General features: G+C 72.1%; 20 protein-coding genes, 1 other RNA gene and 3 pseudogenes. 9 read left to right on the top strand and 15 right to left on the bottom strand.

The genetic code is table 11. The annotated features are described in order from the left end of the window. Positions 1 to 2 precede the first annotated feature (2 nt). Positions 3 to 1016, bottom strand: coding sequence for an AraC family transcriptional regulator (locus tag RMT89_RS18910; RefSeq protein ID WP_315884906.1), 1014 nt, complete (start codon positions 1014 to 1016; stop codon positions 3 to 5). Between the two features lie 174 nt (positions 1017 to 1190). On the opposite strand from RMT89_RS18910, the gene RMT89_RS18905 reads away from it, so the two are divergent. Then, entirely contained in the window at positions 1191 to 1457 is a 267-nt protein-coding gene (locus RMT89_RS18905; protein WP_315884905.1) for a hypothetical protein, read from the top strand. A gap of 646 nt (positions 1458 to 2103) precedes the next feature. Here RMT89_RS18905 and rnpB read toward each other — a convergent pair. Both rnpB and RMT89_RS18895 read right to left on the bottom strand, forming a co-directional pair. After that, an RNA gene (gene rnpB, locus RMT89_RS18900) (RNase P RNA component class A) lies at positions 2104 to 2504 on the bottom strand. A 29-nt stretch (positions 2505 to 2533) separates the two neighbouring features. Next, positions 2534 to 3112 (bottom strand): Uma2 family endonuclease, encoded by a 579-nt coding sequence (locus RMT89_RS18895; RefSeq protein WP_315884904.1) that lies wholly within the window; start codon positions 3110 to 3112, stop codon positions 2534 to 2536. Between the two features lie 159 nt (positions 3113 to 3271). Between RMT89_RS18895 and RMT89_RS18890 the strand changes: the two genes are divergently transcribed. Further along, entirely contained in the window at positions 3272 to 4054 is a 783-nt protein-coding gene (locus RMT89_RS18890) for a MerR family transcriptional regulator (RefSeq protein WP_315884903.1), read from the top strand. Here RMT89_RS18890 and RMT89_RS18885 read toward each other — a convergent pair. Continuing rightward, positions 4005 to 5444, bottom strand: a complete 1440-nt coding sequence (locus RMT89_RS18885; RefSeq protein WP_315884902.1) for an RNB domain-containing ribonuclease — start codon at positions 5442 to 5444, stop codon at positions 4005 to 4007. The genes RMT89_RS18890 and RMT89_RS18885 overlap by 50 nt on opposite strands. Positions 5445 to 5520: 76 nt before the next feature. Here RMT89_RS18885 and yaaA point away from each other — a divergent pair, with 76 nt between their 5' ends. Both yaaA and RMT89_RS18875 read left to right on the top strand, forming a co-directional pair. After that, positions 5521 to 6303 carry a peroxide stress protein YaaA gene (gene yaaA, locus RMT89_RS18880; protein WP_315884901.1) on the top strand — a complete coding sequence of 261 codons (783 nt, stop codon included), beginning with the start codon at positions 5521 to 5523 and terminating at the stop codon, positions 6301 to 6303. A 62-nt stretch (positions 6304 to 6365) separates the two neighbouring features. Then, complete coding sequence (locus RMT89_RS18875) at positions 6366 to 6998, top strand: bifunctional 4-hydroxy-2-oxoglutarate aldolase/2-dehydro-3-deoxy-phosphogluconate aldolase (protein ID WP_315884900.1); 633 nt, start codon at positions 6366 to 6368, stop codon at positions 6996 to 6998. On the opposite strand, the gene RMT89_RS18870 is transcribed toward RMT89_RS18875, so the two are convergent. Genes RMT89_RS18870 through RMT89_RS18860 form a run of 3 tightly spaced genes read right to left on the bottom strand, consistent with a single transcriptional unit; the run spans position 6973 to position 9702 of the window. Beyond that, the gene (locus RMT89_RS18870) at positions 6973 to 8097 is read right to left on the bottom strand and encodes a bifunctional RNase H/acid phosphatase (protein ID WP_315884899.1); all 1125 of its coding nucleotides are present in this window, start codon (positions 8095 to 8097) and stop codon (positions 6973 to 6975) included. The two genes, RMT89_RS18875 and RMT89_RS18870, sit on opposite strands and share 26 nt — an antisense overlap. A 25-nt stretch (positions 8098 to 8122) precedes the next feature. Beyond that, positions 8123 to 8866: a C4-type zinc ribbon domain-containing protein gene (locus tag RMT89_RS18865; RefSeq protein ID WP_315884979.1), complete on the bottom strand. Its 744-nt coding sequence runs from the start codon at positions 8864 to 8866 to the stop codon at positions 8123 to 8125. Continuing rightward, on the bottom strand, positions 8863 to 9702 hold the full coding sequence (locus tag RMT89_RS18860) for a Nif3-like dinuclear metal center hexameric protein (RefSeq protein WP_315884898.1): 840 nt from the start codon (positions 9700 to 9702) through the stop codon (positions 8863 to 8865). Before RMT89_RS18860 ends, RMT89_RS18865 begins: the two co-directional genes overlap by 4 nt. 233 nt (positions 9703 to 9935) lie before the next feature. Here RMT89_RS18860 and RMT89_RS18855 point away from each other — a divergent pair, with 233 nt between their 5' ends. Continuing rightward, positions 9936 to 11129 carry a hypothetical protein gene (locus RMT89_RS18855; RefSeq protein ID WP_315884897.1) on the top strand — a complete coding sequence of 398 codons (1194 nt, stop codon included), beginning with the start codon at positions 9936 to 9938 and terminating at the stop codon, positions 11127 to 11129. A 97-nt stretch (positions 11130 to 11226) separates the two neighbouring features. Beyond that, on the top strand, positions 11227 to 11379 hold the full coding sequence (locus RMT89_RS18850; protein ID WP_315884896.1) for a hypothetical protein: 153 nt from the start codon (positions 11227 to 11229) through the stop codon (positions 11377 to 11379). Positions 11380 to 11437: 58 nt separating this feature from the next. On the opposite strand, the gene RMT89_RS18845 is transcribed toward RMT89_RS18850, so the two are convergent. Genes RMT89_RS18845 through RMT89_RS18835 form a run of 3 tightly spaced genes read right to left on the bottom strand, consistent with a single transcriptional unit; the run spans position 11438 to position 14326 of the window. Further along, on the bottom strand, positions 11438 to 12370 hold the full coding sequence (locus tag RMT89_RS18845) for a 3-oxoacyl-ACP reductase (RefSeq protein WP_315884895.1): 933 nt from the start codon (positions 12368 to 12370) through the stop codon (positions 11438 to 11440). Next, a complete protein-coding gene (locus RMT89_RS18840; RefSeq protein ID WP_315884894.1) occupies positions 12370 to 13446 on the bottom strand; it encodes a Zn-dependent alcohol dehydrogenase in 1077 nt (358 codons plus the stop codon). Before RMT89_RS18840 ends, RMT89_RS18845 begins: the two co-directional genes overlap by 1 nt. 22 nt (positions 13447 to 13468) lie before the next feature. Continuing rightward, positions 13469 to 14326 (bottom strand): MaoC/PaaZ C-terminal domain-containing protein, encoded by an 858-nt coding sequence (locus RMT89_RS18835; protein ID WP_315884893.1) that lies wholly within the window; start codon positions 14324 to 14326, stop codon positions 13469 to 13471. 247 nt (positions 14327 to 14573) lie between these two features. Here RMT89_RS18835 and RMT89_RS18830 point away from each other — a divergent pair. Further along, positions 14574 to 15023 (top strand): annotated as a pseudogene (locus tag RMT89_RS18830) (response regulator); the annotation flags it as partial. A gap of 324 nt (positions 15024 to 15347) precedes the next feature. On the opposite strand, the pseudogene RMT89_RS18825 reads toward RMT89_RS18830, so the two are convergent. The 4 genes and pseudogenes from RMT89_RS18825 to RMT89_RS18810 all read right to left on the bottom strand — a co-directional run. Continuing rightward, a pseudogene (locus RMT89_RS18825) lies at positions 15348 to 15452 on the bottom strand (SigE family RNA polymerase sigma factor); the annotation flags it as partial. Then, positions 15451 to 15786: pseudogene (locus RMT89_RS18820) on the bottom strand (MFS transporter); the annotation flags it as partial. The pseudogenes RMT89_RS18820 and RMT89_RS18825, both read right to left, overlap by 2 nt. Before the next feature lie 11 nt (positions 15787 to 15797). Further along, a complete protein-coding gene (locus RMT89_RS18815) occupies positions 15798 to 16589 on the bottom strand; it encodes a thioesterase domain-containing protein (RefSeq protein WP_315884892.1) in 792 nt (263 codons plus the stop codon). Continuing rightward, positions 16586 to 18595: a non-ribosomal peptide synthetase gene (locus RMT89_RS18810; protein ID WP_315884891.1), complete on the bottom strand. Its 2010-nt coding sequence runs from the start codon at positions 18593 to 18595 to the stop codon at positions 16586 to 16588. The genes RMT89_RS18815 and RMT89_RS18810 overlap by 4 nt, the downstream gene beginning before the upstream one ends. 178 nt (positions 18596 to 18773) lie before the next feature. Between RMT89_RS18810 and RMT89_RS18805 the strand changes: the two genes are divergently transcribed. Together RMT89_RS18805 and RMT89_RS18800 are read left to right on the top strand one after the other, a co-directional pair. Further along, positions 18774 to 19670, top strand: coding sequence for a TauD/TfdA family dioxygenase (locus RMT89_RS18805; RefSeq protein ID WP_315884890.1), 897 nt, complete (start codon positions 18774 to 18776; stop codon positions 19668 to 19670). 56 nt (positions 19671 to 19726) lie between these two features. Continuing rightward, positions 19727 to 21715, top strand: a complete 1989-nt coding sequence (locus tag RMT89_RS18800) for a prolyl oligopeptidase family serine peptidase (protein WP_315884889.1) — start codon at positions 19727 to 19729, stop codon at positions 21713 to 21715. 82 nt (positions 21716 to 21797) lie between these two features. On the opposite strand, the gene RMT89_RS18795 is transcribed toward RMT89_RS18800, so the two are convergent. After that, positions 21798 to 24770, bottom strand: a complete 2973-nt coding sequence (locus RMT89_RS18795; RefSeq protein WP_315884888.1) for a beta-ketoacyl synthase N-terminal-like domain-containing protein — start codon at positions 24768 to 24770, stop codon at positions 21798 to 21800. Positions 24771 to 25021: the final 251 nt, after the last annotated feature.

Here is a 25021-nt window from a genome sequence, read left to right as displayed (position 1 = left end):
GCTCAGCGCCCCGCCCGCGCCTCGCGGCGCAGGACGCTCGGCGTCCGGCCCCACCACCGCCGGGCACACCGGGTGAGCACCGCCTGCTCGGAGAACCCGACGAGGTGGCTGATCTGGGCGAGCGGCATGTCCGTCGTCGTGAGGTAGAGCCGCGCCCGGGCCCGCCGGACACCGTCGAGGAGGGAGGCGTACGACTGCCCTTCCGCGGCGAGCTGCCGCTGCAGCGTCCGCGGGTGCACGGCCAGCACCCGGGCCACATCGACGAGTTCGGTGGATCCGGTCCCCAGGGACCGGTCGAGCACCGCGCGCACTCTCGCCGTCATCACCGGCCCGGCCTCAAGGGAGTGGCGGTCCAGGAAGGCCATCGCCAGGCGGCGCAACGTCTCGTCGACCCCTTCGAGCGGCCGCGAGAGCAGGCTCGACGGGACCCTCAGCAGCGCGTGATCGCGGCCGAAGCGGACCCGGGCGCCGAAGCCTTCCTCGTAGCGCGATCGCGGCGCCACGGGCTGGTGGGGCAGGTCGACCGACCGCAGACCGTAAGGCCCGCCCACCAGGAATATCACCGCGCGGTGCACGAACATCACAGTCATGTCCGTGGCCTGCGGCAGCGGTCGCACGCCCGTGTCGAAGGCATACCTGAGCCCCACGACTCCGCGGGCGCCGTCCGGGTCGTCGACCAGCGAGACACTGAGATCGCGGGCGTGCACGAACAGATAGCGGGAGGTGCACTCCAGCGCGTCGGCGACCGAGGGGGAGTGCTGGATCGCCACCGACAGCGGGCCCAGCATCCGGAAGTCCTGCGCCTCGCCCACGCGTAGCCCCAGGTCCGGGCAGCCCAGGTCGGCCGCGGCATGCTCCAGCACCAGGGCCAGGGCGTGGTCCTGCACGAGCAGTTCATCGCTGTCCAGCGCCTCGACCGGCAGCCCCGCCCGCCGGGCATACGCCTCCGCGTCTCCACCCAGCTCCTCGACGCACTGCCGGAACTTCTGCAGACCTGCCGACCGAACCAGTGACACGCACACAGCATGACGCGCGTGTCGTCCACGATCAAGTCGCGGGCTGCGTGACCGGGCGCCGCATTCGCCAGGAACCAGTGGTTCTCGGCAGGAGCAGATCGACACCCACGCGAAGGGCCACCTTCGCCCCGTGAAGTCGCCCGGTGGATCACCACCGCGCCATCCCGCCCCAGCTTGCACGCAGCCGACGCACTCCGGCGGCTGTTCGAGCACTGCCCGGACCTGCACCGAATCCATGACCTGGCGCGTCAGTTCGCCGCCATGCTCGACGCCCGCGATGCCACCTCGCTACCGGACTGGCTCCACCAACTCGTCACATCCCGTCTTCCCGCACTGGCCAGCCTGGCCAACGCCATCCGCGAGGACCAGCCCCCAGTCGTGCAGGGCATCACCACCCCGTTCAACTCTGGCGCCGACGAAGGCCGCATCACAGAAATCTGAAGCTCCAGAAACGGATCATGGCCGACCACGCGGGGTTCCGCCGATCCGCCACCGCGTCATCCTCATGGCCTTGCCCCGGCGACGCTCCCCGTGATGGAGCGTCACCGGTGCATGGCGGCACACCCCAGCTTCCCGGAAAATCTTGTCAGGGCCGCGTTCAGGTGTACGCCGACAGCAAATCGCGGCGGTCACGCAGGAGAACCTGACCACCACCGCACCAAGCCCGCGCCGCGCACAAGCCCACACACCCCTTCACGGCAGCCTTCACCGCCGCACGGGGGGTTCAGTCCGGCGCGTCCCGCGCCACCCGGGAGGGCGCCATCGAAGGCTGTCTCGATATGCCGCGAGCAATGCCACTCTTCCCGGCCCAGGCACGGCTCACCGGAGGACGCACCATCGGTGCTCAAGTTCAGCCAGAGCAGGTCGACAAGAGGACACCTCGTACATGTACTTCCGAGCGCATCAGAATCCGAGATGTCTGCTGCAGAGCGACCTAGGACCGCATTTGACACCCTGAATGTCAGGGTATGCCGCATGGGCAACAGACAGAAACGACGATACCTGCGGTTGGATTCGCCCCGGATTCGACCCCGAGGGTTTGTTCAGCTGGCAAACATGGCATCTGACCTGCGGAAATGTGGAGCGGCAGACGAGTCAGGCTGTACGCCGGGTTCTGTACTCCGGATCCTCGCGGACCTCGGAGCGACGGCCATCCATCTAGGGCCGGCGTTGCCGCCGGCCTCGTGCGGTCTACCCGCGGACTCGGGCGGGCAGCCCTCGAACGTCCGCGCAGGAGCACCGGGGTGCTCCCTCTTGACCTTGCTCCGGGTGGGGTTTACCTAGCTGCCCAGGTCACCCTGGGCACTGGTGGTCTCTTACACCACCGTTTCACCCTTACCGAGGGCCTTGCGGTCCCCGGCGGTCTGCTTTCTGTGGCACTGTCCCGCGGGTCACCCCGGGTGGCCGTTAGCCACCACCCTGCCCTGTGGAGCCCGGACGTTCCTCGGGGAGATCCAAGAACCTCCACGCGGCCGCCCGCCCGGCTCGTCTGCCGTGTCGACCATGCTACTAGGCGTTCAGAGGAGATCCGTCGTCTCCAGGTCGAAGGCGAAGGGGGCGGGGAGCGTGAGGGGTTTGCCGAACGGGCGGGTGCAGTGCTCCCGGTAGTCGTCCTTCTCCGGGTCACTGAAGAGCGTGATCGAGGACGAGTCACGGTCGACAAGCAAGTAGAGGGAGATGCCGCCTCGGGCGTAGCAGCGGCGCTTGGCTTCCCTGTCGGCCCTTGGCTTGGCGGACGTCACCTCCAAAACCATGGCAACGCCATCGCAGGGCATCCAGGAACCGGCGCCTCCAAAGGCGTCTACGTCGATGCGAGCGAAGGTGACGTCAGGGATCACGTGGTTTTTCGGGCACCCTTCCCCGCTTTTCAGCCTCAGCCCCTTGTTCCCGGAGAAATCCATCTCGGTCCGGGACAGCTTGATCACTTGCCTCACAATCCGGCTGATGTACTTCTCGTGATCCCCGTCCGGCGGCGGTGTCACTACGATCTCCCCCTCGATCAGCTCCGCCCGGAATCCCTCCGGGGTGTCCAGGGCGAGAAAGCCCTCCAGCAGGACCTGTTCCTGCGTGAGCGGCTCATGGGCCATGGCAGTCATGTCACGCCCCTCCTTCGGTCGCTCGCCAGACTCGGACATCGGCTGATCACCTGTACGTGAGATCGGGAACCGTTCCCTCGATCGTGGCACACCAGCACAGGCACCGTCAGGACTCGGCGTGCTTGACCCTCCCGCCACGTCAAGGTCTCTACTGTTCCCATGCGCATCGGAGAGCTCGCCGACGCCGTAGGTGTCACCACCCGCACGGTCCGGCACTACCACCACCTCGGGCTGCTCCCGGAGCCGGAGCGGCTCCCCAATGGGTATCGGGACTACACGCTGCGCCACGCCGTCGTGCTCGCGCGGATTCGGCGGCTCACCGAGTTGGGGCTCGGGCTGGCCGAGGTGCGGGATGTGCTTGCCGATGACGTCGGGAAGGATCTCGCCGAGGTGTTGAGCGAGCTCGATGAGGATCTTGCCCGGCAGGAGGCCGCCCTTCGCGAGCGGCGGGCTCGGTTGCGGGCGCTGCTGGAATCCGAGGGTGGGATCTCCGTCGAGGGGCCTGTCTCGCCCGAGCTTGCTTCCCTCTTCCGGCGTACCGCCCATCTCTCCGACTCCCCCATGGCCGCCAAGGACCGGGAGATCCTCGCGCTCATCGAAACCACCGCCGGTCCGGAGGAGCGCGAGCGGCTGTCGGGGATCATGAGTGCCGCCATGGAAGACCCCGGTGGTGTCGAGCGGGCCCGTGCCGCCTACGCCCTCCTCGACGACCTCGCCGACGCCGAACCCGACGATCCCCGTGTCGACGAGGCCGCTCGTGCCCTCGTCGACTGCCTCCCGGGCGAACTCATGCCCGCCGCTCCCCTCGACCACGACAACAGCTTCCTCCGCGCCCTCTACGCCGACTTCGCCCCGGCTCAAGCCGAAGCCATCCGGCGGACCGTCCAGATCGTCACGCGGGAGCGAAACGCACCTTCGCAGCCACCGGATCCGCCTGCGTGAGGCGTACGCGCAGTCGCTCCCCCAGCGGCAACGCCCCGTCGCCGCTCTCGATGCGCCCTATCACCGCCGGCGTCTCCAACTGCACCGTCCCGACCCCCGGCCTCCGCTCGTCCACATCCACCACGTACGCGTCGAAGACCTCCCCCACCCTGTCCTTCAGCAGCGCCGCCTCGACGATGTCCACGCAGGCCCGCTCCACCGTCCCGGCACGGCGGGAGCCGGTCGCCATCTCGTCGGGCAACGCGTTCAAGGCCGACAGGACCCACTCCGGTGGTGGGCCGCCCTCCACCGCCGCCAGGCACAGTTCGGACGCGAAGCGGTCTGCCAGGCGGCGCAACGGTGCCGTGCAGTGGGCGTACGGCGCCGCCACCGCCGAGTGGGTCGCGATGTCCGGCAGCTTGCCGTCCTTGAACACCGTGTAGCCGGCGCCCCGCAGCAGTGTCGTGCACTCCTGCAGGAACGCCGCGTGGTGCGGGACCCGGGGATCCAGGGTGCGGACCAGCTCCGCGTACGAGACGTGGTGCGGCCAGTCGATGTGCAGGGCGTGGGCGGTACGGCGGAGGCGGCCTACCGCTCCGTCGGGGGCCGCCGGGAGCGTGCGAAGCACCCCCGTGCCGGACGAGAGCATCAGATCCGCCGCTGCCATCCCCGTCAGCAGCGAGACCTGCGCGTTCCAGCCTTCGGCGGGGAGCGGGGCGCGGTACGTCAGCTCGTAGCCGCCGTTGCGCTCTACGATCTCCTGCTCGGGGACGTTCAGGGAGATGCCTCCCCTGTCGACCTCCAGGCCCTCCCGCAATCGGCCGATCTCGGCCAGCAGCGCCAGCGGCTCCTCCGCCGTCCCGTCGTCGATCTCCTTCTGTACGCCCGCGTAGTCGAGCTTCGCCCGGCTGCGGACCAGCGCCCGGCGGACGTCCACTGCCAGCGGGCGGCCCTCCGCGTCCAGGTCGATCGTCCACAACACCGCCGGGCGGGTCTGGCCCGGCAGCAGGCTCGCCGCGCCCTCGCTGAGCAGCGCCGGATGCAGCGGGATGCGGGTGTCCGGGAAGTAGAGGGTCGTCACGCGGCGGTGGGTCTCGCGGTCCAGCGACGATCCCGCTACGACGAAGGCAGCCACGTCTGCGATGGCATACCGGACGCGGTAGCCCGTGCCCTGACGGGACAGGTGCATCGCCTGGTCGAGGTCCGTCGAGGTGGGTGGGTCGATGGTGACCAGGGGGACGTCCGTGGCGTCCTCCACCGGTAGCGCGGGGTCGCGGGCCACCCTCTCGGCCTCGGCCAGGACCTCGGGCGGGAAGGTCTCGGATACGTCCAGTTCGGTGCGCAACTCTGCGAGCGCGGCCCGGAGGGGGGCTTCGGGGGCGCCGGTCACGCGGATGTGGCGGCGGGGCATACAGCGAGCGTAGGGCGGGGGCCGCCGGGTGGCACGCCGTACGCTGTGGCCGAGCTCTACAGAAGGAGATCCACCCGTGCTTGTCCTGCTGCCGCCGTCCGAAGGCAAGGCGTCCTCCGGCCGTGGCGCCCCGCTGAAGCTGGAGTCGTTGTCGCTGCCGGGGCTCGCCGAGGCCCGTGCGGCCGTCCTCGACGAACTGGTCGAGCTGTGTGCGGGGGATGAGGAGAAAGCGCGCGAAGTCCTCGGGCTGAGCGAAGGGCTGAGCGGCGAGGTCACGAAGAACGCTGATCTGAAGAACGCCGGTGCGCGGCCCGCCGGCGAGATCTACACCGGTGTCCTCTACGACGCCCTCGACCTCGCTACCCTCGACGCCGCCGCGAAGAGGCGAGCCGCGCGGTCGCTGCTCGTGTTCTCCGGGCTGTGGGGTGCCGTACGGGTCACCGACAAGATCCCCTCCTACCGGTGCTCTATGGGCGTGAAGCTGCCGGGGCTCGGGGCGCTGAGCTCGCATTGGCGTACGGCTATGGCGGCAGCCCTTCCCGAAGCCGCCGGGGACGGGCTCGTGCTCGACCTGCGGTCTGCCGCCTACGCGGCTGCCTGGAAGCCCAAGGGCGAGATCGCCGGGCGGACGGCCAGCGTGCGGGTGCTGCACGCCCCGACCCGGAAGGTCGTCAGCCACTTCAACAAGGCGACGAAGGGGCGGATCGTACGGAGTCTGCTGACGGCCGGTACCCGGCCGGCCGGGCCTGCCGAGCTGGTGGAGGCGCTGCGGGACCTCGGGTACGAGGTGGAGGCCACCGCACCGAACAAGGCGGGGACAGCCTGGTCGCTGGATGTGCTGGTGGACGAGATCCACTGAGCTTCATTGCACGTTGCGCAATGACCTTTGCGCACTGTGCATGGCGACGGCAGGATGTCCGCATGACCTCCGTGCTGGACCTCGCCCCCGTCCTCCCTGTCGTCGTCATCGAGGATCCGGCCGACGCCGTGCCGCTCGCCCGGGCGCTCGTCGCCGGGGGGCTGCCCGCGATCGAGGTGACCCTGCGGACGCCGGGGGCGCTGCACGCGATCCGGGCAATAGCGGACGAGGTGCCGGACGCCGTCGTCGGTGCGGGAACCGTCATCACCCCGGAGCAGGTGACCGAGGCGGTCGGCGCCGGGGCGCGGTTTCTCGTCAGTCCGGGCTGGACCGACGTACTGCTGGAGGCCATGCGGGCGTCCGGGGTGCCGTTCCTGCCGGGGGTGTCGACCACATCCGAGGTCGTCGCGCTGTTGCAGCGCGGGGTGCGGGAGATGAAGTTCTTTCCGGCGCAGGCCGCCGGCGGGACCGCGTATCTGAAGTCGCTGTCCGGGCCCTTGCCGCAGGCGCGGTTCTGTCCTACCGGGGGGATCGGGGCCGACTCCGCGGCGGAGTATCTGGCGCTGCCCAACGTGGGGTGCGTGGGCGGGAGTTGGATGCTTCCCGCGGATGCGGTCGCCGCTCGGGACTGGGCGCGGATCGAGGCGCTGGCCCGGGCCGCGGCGGGGCTCAGCGCAGGTGGGACGTGTCGTTGAAGAGCCGTACGCTCGCGTTGCCGTCGGCGTAGTACGCCACCGCCGACAGGGAGGCCGCCGAGAGTTCCATGCGGAACAGGGACTCGGGCGGGGCGCCGAGGGCGAGCCGTATGAGGGTCTTGATCGGGGTGACGTGGCTGACCAGGAGGACCGTGCGGCCCGCGTGGGCGGCGATCAGCTTGTCGCGGGTGGCGGCGATACGGGTGGCGGTCTCGGTGAAGCTCTCGCCGTCGCCGGTGGGGCGGGCCTCGGGGTCGGCGAGCCAGGCGTTGAGGTCGTCGGGGTAGCGTTCGCGGACCTCGCCGAAGGTGAGGCCCTCCCAGGCGCCGAAGTCGGTCTCGCGCAGGCCTTCGTCGAGGGTCACCTCAAGGCCGAGGCGCCTGGCCACGGCCGCCGCCGTCTCCCGGGTACGGGCGAGGGGCGACGCCACGATGGCCTGGATGGTCCCGCGCCGGGCCAGCGCTGCTCCTACCCGCTCGGCCTGGTCCCGGCCGATGTCGGAGAGCACGGGGTCGCTGCCGCCGCTCCCCGAGAACCGCTTCTGCGGAGTCAGCGCGGTTTCGCCGTGGCGCAGCAGAACGAAGGTCGCGGGCGCGCCCATGTCGGCGGGAGCCCAGCCGGGGGCGGCGACGGTCTTCGCGGCGCGGACATCGGCCTCCGCCTTCACGGCGGAAGCGGAGGGCACCGGGGCTGAAGTCCCCAAGTCCATAGCCGCGTTGGCCAACCGATCCGCCCTCTTGTTCTGCTCCCGGGGAATCCACTCGTACGTCACCCGCTCCGGTGGAAACACCCGTGACGCCTCCATGGCCAGCGGCTTCATGTCGGGATGTTTGATCTTCCAGCGCCCCGACATCTGCTCCACGACGAGCTTGGAGTCCATGCGAACATGCACGGTCGCGGTCGGGTCCAGGTCGAAGGCGGCTCGCAGGCCGGCCAGCAGGCCCCGGTACTCGGCGACGTTGTTCGTGACCACGCCGAGGTACTCGGACCGCTCCGCCAGCGTCTCACCCGTAGCAGCGTCAAAGACCACCGCTCCGTAGCCCGCGGGCCCCGGGTTGCCCCGTGACCCGCCGTCCGCCTCGACGATGAACTCCCGCACGCCCCAAGCTCCTTACGGACCCGATTTACAGACCCGACTCCGCCGTACGCACCAGAATGCGGCGGCAGTTCTCGCAGCGCACCACCGTGTCGGGAGCCGCGGCGCGGATGTCGTTGATGTCGGTGATCGACAGCTCCTGGCGGCAGCCCTGGCAGGTGCGCTGGTAGAGCTTGGCCGCGCCGATGCCGCCCTGCTGCTCGCGCAGCTTCTCGTAGAGCTTGAGGAGGTCGGCGGGGATCGCGCCCGCGATGACCTCTCGCTCCTTCGTCACGGTGGCCGCCTCGCCGTCCAGGGACTCGAACGCGGCGTCGCGGCGGGCGGTCGCGTCGTCGATCTTGCCCTGTACGGAGCCGACGCGCTCGGTCAGTTCGGCGGCCCGCTCCTGCGCGGACTCGCGGCGCTCCATGACCTCCAGGACGACGTCCTCCAGGTCACCCTGGCGCTTGGCGAGGGAGGCGATCTCGCGCTGGAGGTTCTCCAGGTCCTTCGGGGAGGTGATCGCGCCGGAGTCCAGGCGCTGCTGGTCACGGACGGCGCGCTGGCGGACCTGGTCGACGTCCTGCTCGGCCTTGGTCTGCTCGCGGGCGGTGTCGCTCTCCTCGGTCTGCGCGGCCACCAGCAGGTCGCGCAGCTGCGTGAGGTCCTTGGTCAGCGACTCGATCTCGGCGTGCTCGGGCAGCGACCGGCGCTTGTGCGCGAGCTGCTGGAGGCGGACGTCGAGGGCCTGGACTTCGAGAAGGCGGATCTGGTCGGCGGGCGCGGCGTTCAGTTGGGGGCTCCAGGTGAAGGGGAGTGGCTGGTCCAGGGGTCGGTGACCGTCTTCGAGACATGGACGCGAAGGTCCCAGCCGTGGCGGTCGGAGATCTCGTCGAGCTGGGCGGCGGCCAGCTCGCACCAGGGCCACTCGGTGGCCCAGTGCGCCGCGTCGAGCAGCGCGAGAGGGGTGTGGGACACGGCCTCGGACGCCGGGTGGTGGCGCAGGTCCGCGGTCAGGAAGGCGTCGACGCCCGCCGCTCGTACGGCGTCGAAGAGGCTGTCGCCCGAGCCGCCGCTCACGGCGATGGTACGGACGGTGGCGCCCGGGGCGCCGGCGACCCGGATGCCCTGCGCGGTGGCGGGCAGCCGCGCGGCGGCCCTCTCCGCAAGCTCGCGGACGGTCACCGGGTGGTCCAGTTCGCAGATACGACCGAGGCCGCGGCGTCCGGACGGGTCGGTCGGGTCGGGCACCAGCGGCCCTACAACACGGAGGTCCAGGGCGCCGGCCAGCGCATCGCTCACACCCGGGTCCGCCGTGTCCGCGTTGGTGTGCGCCACGTGCAGCGCGATGTCGTTCTTGATCAGGGTGTGCACGACCCGGCCCTTGAAGTGCGAGGCCGCCACCGTCGTCGTACCGCGAAGGTAGAGCGGGTGGTGGGTGACCAGCAGGTCGGCGTCCAGCTTCACCGCCTCGTCGACGATCTCCTGGACCGGGTCGACCGCGAACAGGACCCGGGTGACCTCCTGGCCGGGGTCGCCCACCACGGTGCCGACCGCGTCCCAGGCCTCGGCCCGCTCGGCGGGCCACAGGTTCTCCAGCGCGGCGATGACTTCAGACAGAGGGGGCACGGGGAAAAGGCTACCTGGCTGTTCTGCGCCGCAGAACCGTCGCCGGGTCTTCGCCGAGAACCGTCGCAGGGCCTTCGCGGGGCCCGCCGGGCGTCACGGCCCCCGCTCAGCACATCCGTCCCCGTTTCCTCAGGCGAATCGTTCCTTGAACACCCTTATGTGTGAAGCGGAAGCCTGCCGGTCCCACGTCTGTGCGTACGAAAACTAGCTTCGTCGCCGGAGGTGACCAGACGATGACGGCCTGTGCCATCGAACCCGCCGCTTCTGAGTCCGAGGCGCCGCGGGCGGGGTGCGCGATCACCGCGGACGGAGCCTACGCCGCCCGCCTCGCACTGGACGGCGACTGCTGGTTCCCGGAGCGCTGGACGCTGGACGGACCCGAGCCGTACGCGGTGCCGCTGCCCGGCAACCAGCCGGAGGAGCCCGGCACCGAGGTGCAGCCGATGAGCGACGGACGTGTCCTGATCCGGCGGCCCACCGACGGACGGCATGTCTTCACGCTGCTCTATCCGACCGGGCCCGGCACGGGGGAGCTGCTGATCGGCGCGGTGGAGTGCCCCGAGCCCGGCTCCCGGCTGCGGTTGCTGCCCCCGGCGCCGTGCGGGCGCAAGGCGTACGCCCTCGCTGTCGGCCGGCACACCAGCACGGTGTGGCTGGTGGCGGGCGGTGCCTTCGGGCCCGAGCATGTCGCCGAGATCCCCGGGCGCTGCTCGGGCGGGGTGTGGCTGGACCGCACCGGGCGGATGCTGGTGCTGGACCGGGAGGTCGGCGGGCGGACCAAGGCCGTCGTGGTCGACCTGGAGCGCGCCGGTGAGGTGTCCCCGCTGCTCCAGATCGCGGCGGACAGCGACGACCGGCTGCTGCTCGCGGACCCGGACAGCGGACTGCTGCTGATCGGCTCGGACGCGCCGGAGCCGGGGCAGCGGCCGCGGCTGGGGTGGGGAGTACTGGGCAGCACCCTGCCGGTGCGGTTCCCGGAGTGTCTGCGGGTGCCCGACTGCACGGTGACGCCGTTCGCGATCCAGCCGGGGCAGGTGCTGATGCCGGAGAGCTGCGGGGTGGCGCTGCGGGTGCACGGCCCGCTCGGCAGCTGGCTCGGCGTGTGGCGGCCCGCCGAGAGGCAGATGCGTCATCTTCCGGCGCCCGAGGGGTGGTTGGCGGGGGCGGGGCTGTGGACGCGGGAGGGGGAGCTGCAGCTGCCGTATGCCACCGGCGAGGTGCCCTGTGGGGTGGACCGACTGGCACCCATGACTCCCGCTGGGGAGGGGGAGGACGCTTCGGGGGATCCGGTCCGGGACGGTGCGGCGTCGTCGGCGGCTGGTGCGCCGGGCGCCGAGGAGCCGGCGGACACGGATCCCCCGGAGCCCGTCGCGGCACGCCCCGTGCCCTTGCAACAGGCGCCATTGGGACGCCTTGTAACGAAGTAGTGGCGGTCGGCGTGTGCGGCTGGATTCGGCCCGAGGTGTGACGGTTAGACTCGCCCGGCTGTCTGAAAGATCATGTTGACGGGGTGAATTTCTTCCGATGAGCGACGCCACTATGACCCAGCAGCCCGCTGAGGCCCATGAAAACGCCGGTCACGGCAGGCACCGCGGTCCGGTCTCGTCCCACGACGGTGAGGCGGCCCCGCGCGGCCGCCACCGCAAGCCGGTGGAGCAGACCGAGACGGCGGCCTGAACGGCCCCCGCACTTCGTGAGAGGTGCGGGGGTCGCTCTGTGTCCGCGTCCACGCCGTCTACGCCCGTTTCAGCCCCAGCACCTCCGCCGCCGCGAACGTCTCCCCCGGTGGCCGGTCCGCGTAGTGCTCCGTGAGTACGGCGTCCAGCTCGTCGTAGCTGAAGGTGTCCTGCTTGCTGTCGAACTGCGCCCGCACCCGGGGCCGTTCGACGACCGCGACCATGCCGCCGTGCACGACGAGGAGCTGGCCGTTGATCCGGGCGGCGGCGGGTGAGGCCAAGTAGCCGACGAGCGGAGCGACATGCTCGGGGGCGAGCGGGTCGAGGCCCTCGGCACCCGGCGGTTGGAACACGTCCTCCGTCATCCGGGTCCGCGCCCGCGGGCAGATGGCGTTGGCCGTCACCCCGTACTTGGCGAGGGCGAGGGCCGTGGAGGTGGTCAGGCCGACGATTCCGCCCTTGGCGGCCGCGTAGTTGGGCTGTCCGGCGGATCCGGCGAGGAACGCCTCCGAGGAGGTGTTCACGATCCGCCCGTACACCGGCCCTCCCGCCGCCTTGGACCGCTCGCGCCAGTGCGCGGACGCGAACCGGGTGGTGTTGAAGTGGCCCTTGAGGTGGACGCGGATCACCGAGTCCCACTCCTCCTCGGACATGGAGAAGACCATACGGTCGCGCAGGATCCCCGCGTTGTTGACGAGGATGTCCAGCTTGCCGAACTCCTCGATCGCCAACTGGACGAGTCTGGCGGCCTGTTGGAAGTCGGCGACATCTCCGGTGTGCGCGAGGGCGTGTCCGCCCGCGGCGCGGATCTCGGCGGCTGTGTCCTCCGCGGGCCCGGCGGAGGACTCGCCGGAGCCGTCCCGGCCGGGCTGTCCGTAGTCGTTGACGACGACGGCCGCGCCGAGCCGGGCGAGCTCCAGCGCCTCGGCGCGGCCGAGGCCCCTGCCGGCGCCGGTGACGATCGCGGTCAACCCCGCCAGCGGCGTGGTCATCACAGCTCGATGCACGTACGCAGCGCGCTGCCCGTACGCATCTGGTCGAGGGCCTCGTTGATCTCGGCCAGGGGCACCCGGTGGGTGATCAGCCCGGCCAGGTCGATGCGGCCGGCCCGCCACAGGTCGATGGTCCGCTCGTAGGAGCGCAGCACGTCGCCGCCGCCGTACAGGGACGGCAGGATCCGCTTCTCGTCGAAGAACAGCTCGAACATGTTGAGCTGGAGGAAGTCGTCCATGGCGCCCGCGCCGACGATCACCAGGGTGCCGCCGCGCCGGGTGTTCTCGTAGGCGGTGCGGGCGGTGGCGGACTTGCCGACGACCTCGAAGACGTAGTCGAAGCCCTCGCCGCCGGTGATCTCCTGCTTGGCGCCCGGCAGTTCGTCGGGCGAGACGGCCTTCGTGGCGCCGAAGGTGAGCGCGGCCTCGCGACGGCTGAGCACGGGGTCGACGGCGACGATCTCGGCGGCGCCCTTGAGGCGGGCGCCCTGGATCGCGGAGATGCCGACGCCGCCGCAGCCGATGACGGCGACCGAGGAACCGGCTTCCATGTCGGCGGTGTTGATCGCGGCGCCGAGGCCCGTCGTCACCCCGCAGCCGATGAGGGCGGCTATGTCGAAGGGCACGTCCTCCGGGATCGGCACCGCGCAGCCGGCGTCGACGACGACCTCCTCGGCGAAGGTGCCGGTGCCGGCGAAGCCGAAGACATCGCCGCCGGGGCGCTTGAAGTTGGGGGTGCCGGCGTTCATGAAACCGGCCAGGCACAGCTCGGTCTGGCCGCGCTTGCAGGCGGGGCAGGCGCCGCAGGCGGGCAGCCAGCAGACCACGACCCGGTCGCCGGGCTTCAGGTTGCTGACGCCTTCGCCGACTTCGAGGATCTCCCCCGCGCCCTCATGGCCGGGCACGAAGGGCGCCGGCTGGGGCAGGACGCCGTTCATCGCGGACAGGTCCGAGTGGCACAGGCCGGTCGCCCGCACCCGGATCCTCACCCGGCCGGGACCGAAACCCACCGCCTCGACATCGTCGAGGACCTCCAGTTTGTCCTGGCCGGTCTCGTGCAGTACGGCTGCGCGCATGGTGCGGCTCCCCTCGATGGACTCAAGCGTGGTGGACGACGGTGTCGGTGAGGGCGGGCGCGTCGTCCCGTTCGACGACGGTGACGGCGACCCGGACGGCGTCACCCCGGTCCCACATACGGATGCGCAGGGTCTCCCCCGGGTACACGACCCCGGCGAACCGTGTGGCGTACGACCGCACCCGGCCCACCTCGCCGCCCAGCAGGGTGTCGACGACCGCCTTGAGGGTGATGCCGTAGGTGCACAGGCCGTGCAGGATGGGCCGCTCGAATCCGGCCTTGGCGGCGAACTCGGGGTCGGCGTGCAGGGGGTTCCAGTCGCCGGAGAGACGGTAGAGCAGCGCCTGGTCCTCGCGGATCGGCCGTTCGACGGTCTTGTCGGGCTCACCGGTGGGCGGCTCCGGGCGGGCGGAGGGGCCCCGGTCGCCGCCCCAGCCCCCTTCGCCCTTGACGAAGATCTGCGAGTCGTTGGTCCACAACGGCCCTTCGGCGTCGGCGACTTCGGTGCGCAGGACGAGGACGGCGGCCTTGCCCTTGTCGTACACGGCGGCGATGCGCGAGGTGGTCGTCGCGGTGCCCTCGACGGGCAGCGGGCGGTGGATCTCCAGGCTCTGTCCGCCGTGCAGCACGCGGGCCAGCTCGACCTCGACGCCGGGCATGGACAGTCCGCTGATCACTCCGGGTGCGCCGGATCCTGCGACGGTGGCGAAGCTGGGCAGCACATGCAGCCGGGACTCCAGGGTGTAGCGCAGCTCGTCGGGGTCGGTGGCCGGGAGGCCTGCGCCGATGCCGAGGTGGTAGAGCTGTACGTCCTTGGCGGTCCAGGAGATCTCACCGGACCGGGGTTCGGCGGCTACGGCCTTCGCTGCGTCGATGGGCATGGGGCTCCTGAGGGTCTGAGACCTCGGCGCGGTCGTCCGCACCGTCGGCCGCACCGAGGTCGCGCATGGGCGGATCCGGAACGCTGGGCGGACGACGGGAATGTGACCACAGGGCCTAGAACGCGTTCCAGTCCGGCGCCCTCGTTATAGCCGAGCGCCCTGCAGTTGTGAAGGCTCCTGACGGCATGTCAGAACAGGTCCTCGCGCGGGTTCCGCCCCGTCGCCCTACCCTTGGGCCGTGAACGAGATGTCCCGGGATCACCGCCCGGCCAAGTCCATCAGGGTGCTGCTCGCCGAGGACCCGGGGATGGCGCACGGGGCGCTCGCGCTGCTGCTGGGGATGGAACCGGACCTGGAGGTCGTGGCACAGGTCGGTGCGGGCGACGCCGTCGTGGACGCCGCCCTCGTCCACCGCCCCGACGTGGCCCTCCTCGACGTCGAACTGCCCCTCCGCGGCGGCCTGGACGCCGCGGCCGACCTTCGCGACCAGGTGCCGGACTGCCGGGTACTGATCCTGACGACCTACGGCCGGCCCGGCCATCTCCGGCGGGCCCTGGCAGCAGGCGCCGCGGGCTTCCTGGTGAAGGACGGTCCGGTGGAGGAGCTGGCCAGGGCGATCCGCAGAGTGCTGACCGGAGAGACGGTGATCGACCCGGCGCTGGAGGCGGTCGCCGCCCGGACCGCCGACCCGGAACCACCGTCGGACTGAGGCCGGCGGGCGGCTTGGCGGGAGCCCGGTGCTTCCCCACTCACCACTTGGTCACCCCCGACGACTCGTACGACGTCCCCTTCGGTGCCAGGCACACGAACCAGTCCACCGGTGAACCCCCGGCGGAGCGGATCAGTTCCTCGTCGGTGCTGACCACCTCGCCCTCAGGTGCACGGCTCACCTCGGTGGCGGAGCCGTCCTCCCACCGGCACGGGACCTGCTGGGCCGACTTGGCCACCTGGCCGATCACCAGCCGCTGGGGACCGTCGGTGTCCGGCTCCAGCGGGATCGCGCCGGCCTGCAGGTCCGTGTCATCACGCGCCGTACGTACGCCTCCGGTTCGTCGGCCGAGCCGACCCTGCGCGAGGCCACATAGACCTGTTCGAGCGTCGACTGGACCAGATCCTCCGCGGCGTGCCAGACCGGCCTCCAGCGGCGTACAGCCGAGCACGTTCTGCGCGTACAGCGTCATGAAGAACCGCCTGCAGAACATGGAGGAGCCGCACAGGAACATCGACACGTTCGCCGAGGACACCGGGCGGCGCGCGAGCAGTCCGAGCGGCATCAGCGGCGCCGCCGTCCGCGCCTCCACGGCGAGGAACAGCCCGATCAGGGCGAGCCCGGCGACCAGCGGCACCAGCGTGGCCGTCGCCGTCCAGCCCGCGGCCTCGGTCTGCGAGATCCCGTACGCCAGTGTCGCGAGCCCCGCCGTCACCAGCACCGCGCCCGGCAGATCGAGCCGGCGTCCGTCGGTGATGCCGGTCAGTCGACCCGGTGCACAGGAGCCAGGGTGTTCCGGATCAGGGCATGGGGAGGGGACGCCACCAGGTAGAAGTGGTCGCCCTGGGTGGCATGTTCACGGACGCCGCCCGTGGTCAGCTCGCTCCAGGGGCGGCAGTCGGCGTCCGTGTCGGCGTCCCCGGTGAGGGTGGTGACCGGGCACCGCACGCTCGGGGCCGAGCCGGCATCGGCGCCGGGAGTGTAGGCGTGGAACAGGGCGGCGTCCGCACGGACGTACGGCAGGACCAGCTCCTGGAACTCGGGGTCGGCTGCCAGTTCGGGATCGGTGCCGCCGAGCGTGAGGAGCCGTTCGACGACAGCGGGGTCGTCGTCCTCGTCCGGGTCGGCCCAGTCCTCGGCGGACGGGTACGGGGCGTTGCGGGAGCCCGAGGCGAACAGGTGAACCGGGTCGATCCCGCGGGCCTCCAGCGCGGCCGCGGTCTCCAGGGCGATCGGCGCGCCCATGCTGTGGCCGAACAGGGCCAGCGGGCGGTCGGCCAGGGGGGCCACTGCGTCGGCGACGGCGCGGGCGAGCTCGCGCAGGTCGGTCGCCACCGGCTCGGCGAGGCGATCGGCGCGGCCGGGGTAGCGGACGGCGTACACCTCGACCCCGGGGATCCGGTTGCCCCAGGAGTGGAAGAAGGACGCGGATCCTCCGGCGTGCGGAAAGCAGATCAGGCGGGCGACCGGGTCGGTCACGGGAGCGGTGCGCTGCAGCCACAGGTCGGTGTCGGCGCCCGTGCGGTGCGGGGCGGTCGTGAGGTCGGTGGTCACTTGGCGGCCTCCTGGGTCTGGTCCTGCCGGCGGGCGCGCAGGGCGCGGGCGCGGCGCGCGGCGGCGCGGCGCTCGGCCGAGGCGGCGGCGCCGGCGCTTTCGGATGAACCGTCGCCGTCGCGCAACATCGCGACCTGCGCGGCGACGGTGGTGTGCTTGAACAGCGCGATCACCGGCGGCCGCTTGCCGGTATGGCGTTCCAGGGCCTCGCGGAGCTTGAACATCGCCAGGGAGTGGCCGCCGAGGTCGAAGAAATTGACGTCCAGCGGCACGTGCGGGGCGTCGAGGACCTCGGCCCAGGCGGCGGAGACCTGTGCGGTCAGATCACCCTGGGGCGCCGACTCAGCGGCGTGGGTGTGCGCGGCAGCCTGCGCGGCGCCGGGCAGGGGCTGCCATTCGTCGGCCCGGGTTTGCAGGGCCGACCTGTCCGCTTTGCCGTTGACGGTGCGGGGGAACGCGTCGAGCCGGACGATCCGGGCGGGGACCATGACGGCCGGCAGCCGGGCGGCCAGCTGCTCGCGCAGCGACTCGGGGGACGGCGCGGGATCGGACGCGGTGAGGACGAAGGCGGTCAGGGCGCTCCCGGCGGTGTCCGGGACGACGACGGCCTCGCGTACGCCGGGCAGGGCGGACAACCGCGCCTCGGTCACGGGGAGTTCCACCCGGTGGCCACGGATCTTGACCTGGTGGTCGCGGCGGCCGAGGAAGGCGAGGGTGCCGTCGGCGTTCCAGCGGACGCGGTCGCCGGTCCGGTACATCCGGGCGCCGGGCGTGTCCGTGAACGGATCGTCGAGGAAGGCGCGGGCGGTGGCCTCCGGCCGGCCGTGGTAGCCGCGGGACACCCCGGCGCCGCCGATGAACAGCTCGCCCTCGGCGCCGGGGGGCACCGGGCGCAGCTTCTCGTCGAGGAGGTGGAGCGTCGCACCGGGGACCGGCCGGCCGATGGAGACGGGGCCGGGGGCGTCGAAGCGCTGGTAGCTGGCCCAGACGGTCGCCTCGGTGGGGCCGTACTCGTTGACCAGCGCGGTGGGGCCGGTACGTAGGGCGAAATGGCGGTCGACGAGTTCTGGCGGCAGGGCCTCGCCCGCGACGACGACGGTGTCGAGGGAGCGCAGGCGCTCGCCGCCGAGGGAGTGCGCGGCGTCGAGCAGGACGCTGTAGAGGGAGGGCACACACAGCAGCTGGGTGACCTGGTGGCGCTCGACGAGTCCGACCAGCCGCTCTGGGTCACGGACTTCGTCCGGGGTGGCGACGACCAGGTGGCCGCCCGCGGTGAGGGTGCCCCAGAGCCCGGCCACCGACGAGTCGAAGGCGAGCGGGGAGACGAGGAGGAAGACGGGCTGGCCGGGATAGACCATGCGGCGGGCCAGGGTGGAGGCCGCCAGCTGGCCGTGCTCGACGACGACACCCTTGGGCTCGCCGGTGCTGCCGGAGGTGTAGATGAGATACGCCGCGTCGTCGGCCGCGACAGGGACACCGGGCGATTCCGGCTCGCGAGCGCGAGCCGCTCCGCCCGCGGGGGCGGCCGCCGGTTCCCGGGTGGAGTCGGCATCGACCAGGGGGACGTCGAGCCCGGTGAGGCGAGGCCGGGTGGCGTCGGTGACGAGGACGGCGTCGACCTGGGCGTCCGTCAGGATCTCGGCCAGGCGCAGGTCGGGGTTGGAGAGGTCCACGGGTACGTACGCGGCTCCGCAGCGCATCGCGCCGAGCACGGCGGCGACCATCGCGAGCGACGGCTCGACCAGCACGCCGACGCGTCCGCCGCGGCGGACGCCCGTCTCGGTGAGCGCGGCTGCGACACCGGCGGCCCAGGCGTCGAGGCCCCCGTAGGAGATGCTGCTCGCGCCGCAGCTGACGGCGGTGCGGGCGGGGCCGGTCCGGGCGAGCCCGGCGACGAGTTCGTGCACCGGCGGCCGCGGACCGGCGGGCAGGCACTCGCCCTCTCCGGCGGGGCGGGACGTGCCGGCCGAGGGCCCGGGCGGGGCGGTCAGTATCGGCGTGGCCATCAGGAGTCCTCCACTGTTCGTCGAGACGGCGCACGGCCGGTCCGCGTCTTCAGGAGCTTCACGCCAGAGACATTGCCAGAGGAGTCACACTCATGGCAACCTCTTGTCAAACTTGGCACGTTGATCCGGCACACCAGAACGCCGGTGGTCCGGAATCCTCAGGTGAAAGGCAAGAGTCATGACTGAAACCCTGCAGGCGCAGACGGATGTGACGGTCACTCCGCTCGCCGGCAACATCGGCGCCGTCATCGGCGGCGTCGACGCGGGCGCCGAACTGAGCGACGAGACGATCGCCTCGATCCGCGCGGCCCTGCTCCAGCACAAGGTGGTGTTCCTGCGCGACCAGGACCTGGACTACGCCGAGCAGACCGCCTTCGCCTCGCGCTTCGGCAAGCTGACGCTCGGACACCCGATCTACGACGCCCCCGAAGGCCGCCCGAACCTGCGGGAGATGGACTCGAAGCAGGGCACCCGTGCCAACCACTGGCACACGGACCTCACGTTCATCGAACGCCCCCCGGCCTTCGCGTTTCTGCACAGCAAGGTCATCCCCCCGGCGGGCGGTGACACCATGTGGGCCAACGCCGCGTCGGCGTACGCCAGCATGCCGGCAGAGCTGCGCGAGTTCGCCGACCAGCTGCGGATCGTCCACAGCAACGACTGCGACTTCACCGACGACACCGTCATCGAGCGCGGGGCCTACATCTCGACTCCGTACGAGGCGGAGCACCCTGCGGTCCGGGTCCACCCCGAGACGGGCGAACGCTCGCTGCTGCTCGGCGGGTTCGCCCGCCGGGTGGTGGGCTACCCGCCGCAGGCCTCCCGCGACCTGATCCGGATCATGCAGGAGTACCTGACCAAGCCGGAGCACACCGTGCGCTGGCAGTGGCGGGTCGGCGACATCGCCATCTGGGACAACCAGTCGACGGCGCACTACGCCATCTACGACTACGGAAACCAGTACCGCCGCGGCGAGCGCGTCACCGTCGTGGCCCCCACCCCGGTCGGCGTGGACGGCCGGCCCAGCGTGGCCCTGCGCGGTGACACCACCGCCTACAGCACGGGCCTGGACTGAGCGGCAGGCGCTGCTCGGACACGGAGATCCCGACCTCGAACATGACGGAGACACAGGTGCGCACGTCCCCTTACGGAACCTGGACCTCGCCGATCGGCGCCGACGCCGCCGCCGCAGGGCAGAAGAAGGTCGAGTGGTCCGCCTTCATCGGCGAAGAGGTCTGGTGGACCGAGTGGCGCCCCGGCGAGTCGGGACGTGTGGCGCTGGTGCGCCGTACGCCCGACGGTTCGGTCGGTGACGCGCTGGGGCCCGGGTGGAACGTGCGCACCCGGGTCATCGAGTACGGAGGCCGGCCATGGCTGCCCCTGGGGGCGGACCCCGCCGCCGGGTTCGTGTTCACCCACTGGGACGACCAGCGGGTGTACCGGGCCGTGCCCGGCGGACGTCCCGAGCCGATCAGTCCGGAGCCGATCAGTCCGGAGCCGGCGCTGCCGGGCGGGGCCGCCTATGCCGACTTCTCCCTCGTCGGGAATGAGGTCTGGTGCCTGCGCGAGGTGGCCCTCGACACGGACCGCACCGAGGTACGCCGCGACCTGGTCGCCCTGCCGCTGGACGGCGCCGCGGCCGCGGACCCGGCGGCCGTGCGGGTCCTGGCCGCGAGTCACCACCTGATGACCGGACCCAAGGTCTCCCCGGACGGCCGGTACGCCTGCTGGCTCGGGTGGGACCACCCGCGGATGCCCTGGGACGGCACGGAGCTGATGGTCGCGCCGGTCGGCCGGGACGGTGCGCTGGGCCCCGCCCGCGTACTGGCGGGCGGACCCGGCGTCGCCGTCAGCCAGGCGGAGTGGGCCCCGGACCGGGCCGGCGTGCTGTATGTGCTGAGCGACACCACCGGCTGGTGGAACCTCCACGAGCTGGACCTCGACGGCTCCGCACGCCCGCTGTGCGCACGGGAGGAGGAGTTCGGCGAGGCGCTCTGGCGCATCGGCGCCCAGTGGTTCCTGCCGGTGGGCGGCGGCCGGATGTTCGTGACGCGCGGGGTGGGCGCGCGGCGGCTCGCGCTCCTGGAGGCCGACGGCACACTGACGGACCTGGACGACCGCGAGGAGCTCACGGAGTGGGCGGTGCTTGCCACCGACGGCCGCCGGGTCGTGGCCTCGGCCGCCGGCCCGCGCAGCCGGGGCGAGCTGCTGCTGATCGGGCCGGACGGGGCAGCGCCGGAGGTGCTGCGCGCGGCGGACACCTCGTACGCCGCACACCTGCCCCCGGGCTACCACGCGGTGTTCCGCGGCCCGGAGGGAGAGGAGGTGCACGCGTACGTGTACCCGCCGCACAACCCCGGCTTCACCGCTCCGGAGGGGGAGCTGCCCCCGTACGTGGTGCAGGCACACGGCGGCCCCACCACCCGCAGCCAGCTGGTGGCGGATCTCTCCACCGCCTTCTTCACCAGCCGGGGCATCGGCGTGGTGGACGTCCAGTACGGCGGGTCCACCGGCTTCGGGCGCGCCTACCGCGAACGGCTGCGGGAGGCGTGGGGCGTGGTCGACGTGCGCGACTGCGCAACCGCGATCCGCGGCCTGGTCGCGCAGGGGAAGGCCGACCCCCGGCGCATCGGCATCCGCGGCGGCAGCGCGGGCGGCTGGACCGCTGCGGCCTCGCTGGCCGCCGAACCGGAGCTGTACCGGGTGGCCGGGATCTACTTCCCGCTCCTGGATCCCGAGGAGTGGCGCGCGCAGGGCACGCACGACTTCGAGTCGCGCTACCTGGAGAGCCTCATCGGCCCGTGGCCGCAGGCCGCCGCCCGCTACGCGGAGGTGTCGCCGCTGCGGCGCGCCGACCGGGTGCGCGCGCCGTTCGTGCTGCTGCAGGGGCTTGAGGACGCCGTGTGCCCACCAGTCCAGGCCGAGCGTTTCCTGGAGCGGATGCGGCACAGCGGGGTACCGCACGCGTACCTCGCGTTCAAGGAGGAGCAGCACGGCTTCCGCATGGCGCAGACCGTCATCGACTGCCTTCACGCCGAGCTCTCCGTCTACGGCCAGGTGTTCGGCTTCGAGGCTCCGGGCGTCCCCCGGACCGAGCTCTCGGTGACCGAGGAGGCCTGACCTCCGCGGCTCCCGGCCCACGCACGTAAGCCGCCCCCCGGATCATCCGGGGGGCGGCTTACGTGCGCTCGGGCGGCGTACGTCAGCCGGCTCCGGCGGCGACCGGCGCCTTGGCGGCGAGGGCGGCGACGACCTCCGTCTGGCGCGCGAGCGTACGGGCGAGGAGCAGATCGCGGATCGGGGTCTGGACGCCGAGTGCCGCGCCGAGCCTGCGCGCGAGGCGCGTGACGAGCAGGGAGTCACCGCCGAGGGCGAAGAAGTCGGCGTCGGCGGTGATCTCCTGATGGCCGAGCAGCTCCGCCCAGAGCCCGGCGACCAGCGCGGGCACGTCGGCGGGGTCCGGCGCCGCGGCCTGCGCCTGCCTTGAGCCGGTGGACTCCGCCTGCGGGGTCGTCGGCCCGGGGGCGCCCGCGACGCGTCCACGGGTGTCCGATGGCGGCGCGGCCTCGGGGGCGGTCCGGCGTGGCCCCTCGAAGGAGTAGCCGGGCAGGCGTACGGGTCGGCCCCCCGCGTACAGCCGGTCGGCGGCGAGCGGCTGGCCGACGGTCCACAAGGCACCCAGAGCGGCGAGGACGTCCTCGGCGCGGGCGATGCGGCCGGCGGCGAGCGGGACGGCGGTCAGGTCCGCGGCCTCCGCGATGGCCGACAGCGCCCGGCCCGGCCCGGCCTCCACGATCAGCGCGCCGGGCAGGTGCCGGGCGAGGGCGTCGAGTGCCCCGGCGAACCGGACGGGGTTGCGGGCGGCGGAGGCGAAGGAGTCCGCGGCGACCTCGGTACCGGGCAGCAGCAGCCGGCCGTCGTTGACGGCCCACGCGACGGCCGGCGCGTGCACGGAAGTCTCCGGCAGCGCCGCGGTGAGCAGCGGTACGGACGGCTCGACGAGGGCCGAGTGGAAGGCCCGCGTGGTGCGCAGCCGGTGTGTGGCGACGCGTCCGGCGAGCCACGTCTCGAACTCAGCGACGGCCTCCGGAGGACCGGCCACCACCGTGTTGTCCGTGGCGTTGACGGCGGCGACCTCCAGGGGCAGGCCGCCGGCGGCCAGCAGTTCGCGGGTCGCGTCCTCACCGCAGCCGAGGACCAGCATGGCGCCCTCCGGGCAGTCCTGCATGGCGCGCCCACGCAAGGCCACGAACCGGGCGGCGTCGGCCAGTTCCAGTACGCCCGCCACGCAGGCCGCGGTGATCTCGCCGAGGCTGTGGCCGATCACGGCCTGCGGGACCAGTCCGAGGCCGCGCAGCGCGACGGCGACGGCGTACTCGACAGCGAAGAGGGCGGGCTGGGCGAGCCGGGTCCGGGCGAGCTCCTCCTCGGGGAACGCAGGGTCGTGCATGGCTCGTTCGACTTCGGCGGCCAGGCCGGGCTCGAAGGCACCGAGGCAATCGGCGAGGGCCTCGGCGAAGCCGGGCAGGGTCTCGGCGAACGGGAGTGCCATGCCGGGGCGCTGGGATCCCTGGCCGGGGAAGGCGAAGACCAGCGGGGCGGGGCCGGTCTCGGGGACACGGCCGCGGACCACCCCGGCGCCGGCGGTGAGGCGGTGCGCGAGGTCCGCGGTGTCGTCGCCCACGACGGCGAGGCGTTCGGGCAGGGCGGCCCGGCCGGTGGCAAGGGTGTGCGTGACGTCGGCCGGGGCCGGGGCGTGGGCGGCCAGGTGGCGGCCAAGGCGGTCGGCGGAGCGCGCCAGGGCCTCGCCGTCCGCGGCGGAGAGCAGCGCGAGGTGCCCAGCGCGCGACTGGTCCCGCCCGTCGGGCCGGGGCGCGGGGGCAGGCGGCGCCTCGACGACTGCATGCGCGTTCGTGCCGCCCACCCCGAAGGAGCTGACCCCAGCCCTCCTGGGCTCAGGGCCGGACCACGGCGCCATGGCGGAGGGGACGTACAGCGGCGAGTCCTCGGTGTCCAGCAGGGGGTTGAGCCGGGTGAATCCGGCGACCGGCGGGACGATGCCCTCGCGCACGACGAACAGGGCCTTGATCAGTCCGGCGAGCCCGGCGGCGTTGTCGAGGTGGCCGGTGTTCGCCTTGAGCGCTCCCACGGCCACCTGGCCCGGGGCGGCGCCCGCGGCGCGCAGGGCCGACGAGGCGGCGGACCACTCGATGGGGTCGCCGACGCGGGTGCCGGTGCCGTGCGTCTCCAGGTAGCCGATGCTCGCGCCGTCGACGTCCGCGGCGTCGAGGGCTGCCCGGATGACGGCTTCCTGTCCGCCGGCGGAGGGAGCGTAGTAGCCGGCCTTGGCCGAGCCGTCGTTGTTGACGGCCGTGCCGAGGACGACACCGTACGGTTCCACCCCGTCCGCGAGCGCGTCCGCCAGGCGCCGCAGGACGACGCAGGCCACGCCGGAGCCCGCGACCACGCCGTCGGCGTGCTCGTCGAACGGCCGGCAGGCCCCGGCCGCGCTGTGGATGCCGCCGGCCACATGGAGGTGGCCGGCCTGCGGGTAGGCGACGCCGGCGCCCACGACGAGGGCTTGGTCGCACTCACCGTTCAAGAGCGCCTGGACGGCGGTGTGGAGGGCGACCAGGGAGGAGGAGCAGGCCGTCTGCACCGCGACCGCGGGGCCGGTCAGGTTGAGTTTGTACGAGATGAGGCTCGCCATGAAGTCCGGCTCGTTGCCGTGGATGGCGTCCTCAAGGGTGATGGGGTCAAGCCCGCCGCCGGCCAGCATGGCGCGCAGGTAGCCGCTGCCGCTGGCAGAGGCGTACACGCCGGTGGTGAGCGGAGTGCCGAGAGGGCTGGTCCCGGCATCCTCCAGGGCCGCCCACGCGCATTCGAGCATCATCCGGTGCTGCGGGTCCATCATCTCGGCCTCGCGCGGACTCACCCGGAACAGGGCGTTCTCGAAGCGGTCGGCGTCGTCGAGGTGCCCGTGCACCGGTACGAACTCGGGGTCGTCGATCAGGCTCTGCGGCACTCCGGCCTCGCGCAGCCTCCGCTCGTCGTACCGCGTGGTAAGAACCCGTCCCTCGACGAGGGCCTCCCACCACGCCGCCAGGTCGGCTGAGCCGGGAAACCGGCCAAAGACCCCGGTCACGGCTATGTCGAGGGAGCGGTCGCGCGTCATCTGTCCACCTTCGTGTCACGCCCAGTGCGGATCAACAAGGTTGCCAGACTAGGCAACTTAATGGCAATCTTCTTGCCAATGATGCTGGCACGGTCACGGCCTTGTCTGGCAGATGGGTAACCGGAACAAACGGAGAGGGACGGCGTGCGACCAGACCCGAAGTGGACTGCCGGTCGGAAGATTTCAAGTCCAGTGAGACGGTCGTGACGCTATGAGGTTTGTGGTGCGGGTTCCCTGCGTTTGGCCGGGTC

It is taken from the genome of Streptomyces sp. P17, assembly GCF_032436805.1.
GTDB lineage: Bacteria > Actinomycetota > Actinomycetes > Streptomycetales > Streptomycetaceae > Streptomyces.
This window is presented reverse-complemented; position numbering and strand designations above follow the sequence as displayed.

Bases quoted from the DNA above. Each gene is read 5' to 3' on its own strand.
- RMT89_RS18845 (WP_315884895.1), bottom strand. From the start codon at position 12,370: ATGACCACGCCGCTGGCGGGGTTGACCGCGATCGTCACCGGCGCCGGC.
- RMT89_RS18850 (WP_315884896.1), top strand. From the start codon at position 11,227: ATGAGCGACGCCACTATGACCCAGCAGCCCGCTGAGGCCCATGAAAAC.
- RMT89_RS18810 (WP_315884891.1), bottom strand. From the start codon at position 18,595: ATGGCCACGCCGATACTGACCGCCCCGCCCGGGCCCTCGGCCGGCACG.
- RMT89_RS18805 (WP_315884890.1), top strand. From the start codon at position 18,774: ATGACTGAAACCCTGCAGGCGCAGACGGATGTGACGGTCACTCCGCTC.
- RMT89_RS18885 (WP_315884902.1), bottom strand. From the start codon at position 5,444: ATGCCCCGCCGCCACATCCGCGTGACCGGCGCCCCCGAAGCCCCCCTC.
- RMT89_RS18835 (WP_315884893.1), bottom strand. From the start codon at position 14,326: ATGCCCATCGACGCAGCGAAGGCCGTAGCCGCCGAACCCCGGTCCGGT.
- RMT89_RS18890 (WP_315884903.1), top strand. From the start codon at position 3,272: ATGCGCATCGGAGAGCTCGCCGACGCCGTAGGTGTCACCACCCGCACG.
- RMT89_RS18795 (WP_315884888.1), bottom strand. From the start codon at position 24,770: ATGACGCGCGACCGCTCCCTCGACATAGCCGTGACCGGGGTCTTTGGC.
- RMT89_RS18855 (WP_315884897.1), top strand. From the start codon at position 9,936: ATGACGGCCTGTGCCATCGAACCCGCCGCTTCTGAGTCCGAGGCGCCG.
- RMT89_RS18875 (WP_315884900.1), top strand. From the start codon at position 6,366: ATGACCTCCGTGCTGGACCTCGCCCCCGTCCTCCCTGTCGTCGTCATC.
- RMT89_RS18840 (WP_315884894.1), bottom strand. From the start codon at position 13,446: ATGCGCGCAGCCGTACTGCACGAGACCGGCCAGGACAAACTGGAGGTC.
- RMT89_RS18895 (WP_315884904.1), bottom strand. From the start codon at position 3,112: ATGACTGCCATGGCCCATGAGCCGCTCACGCAGGAACAGGTCCTGCTG.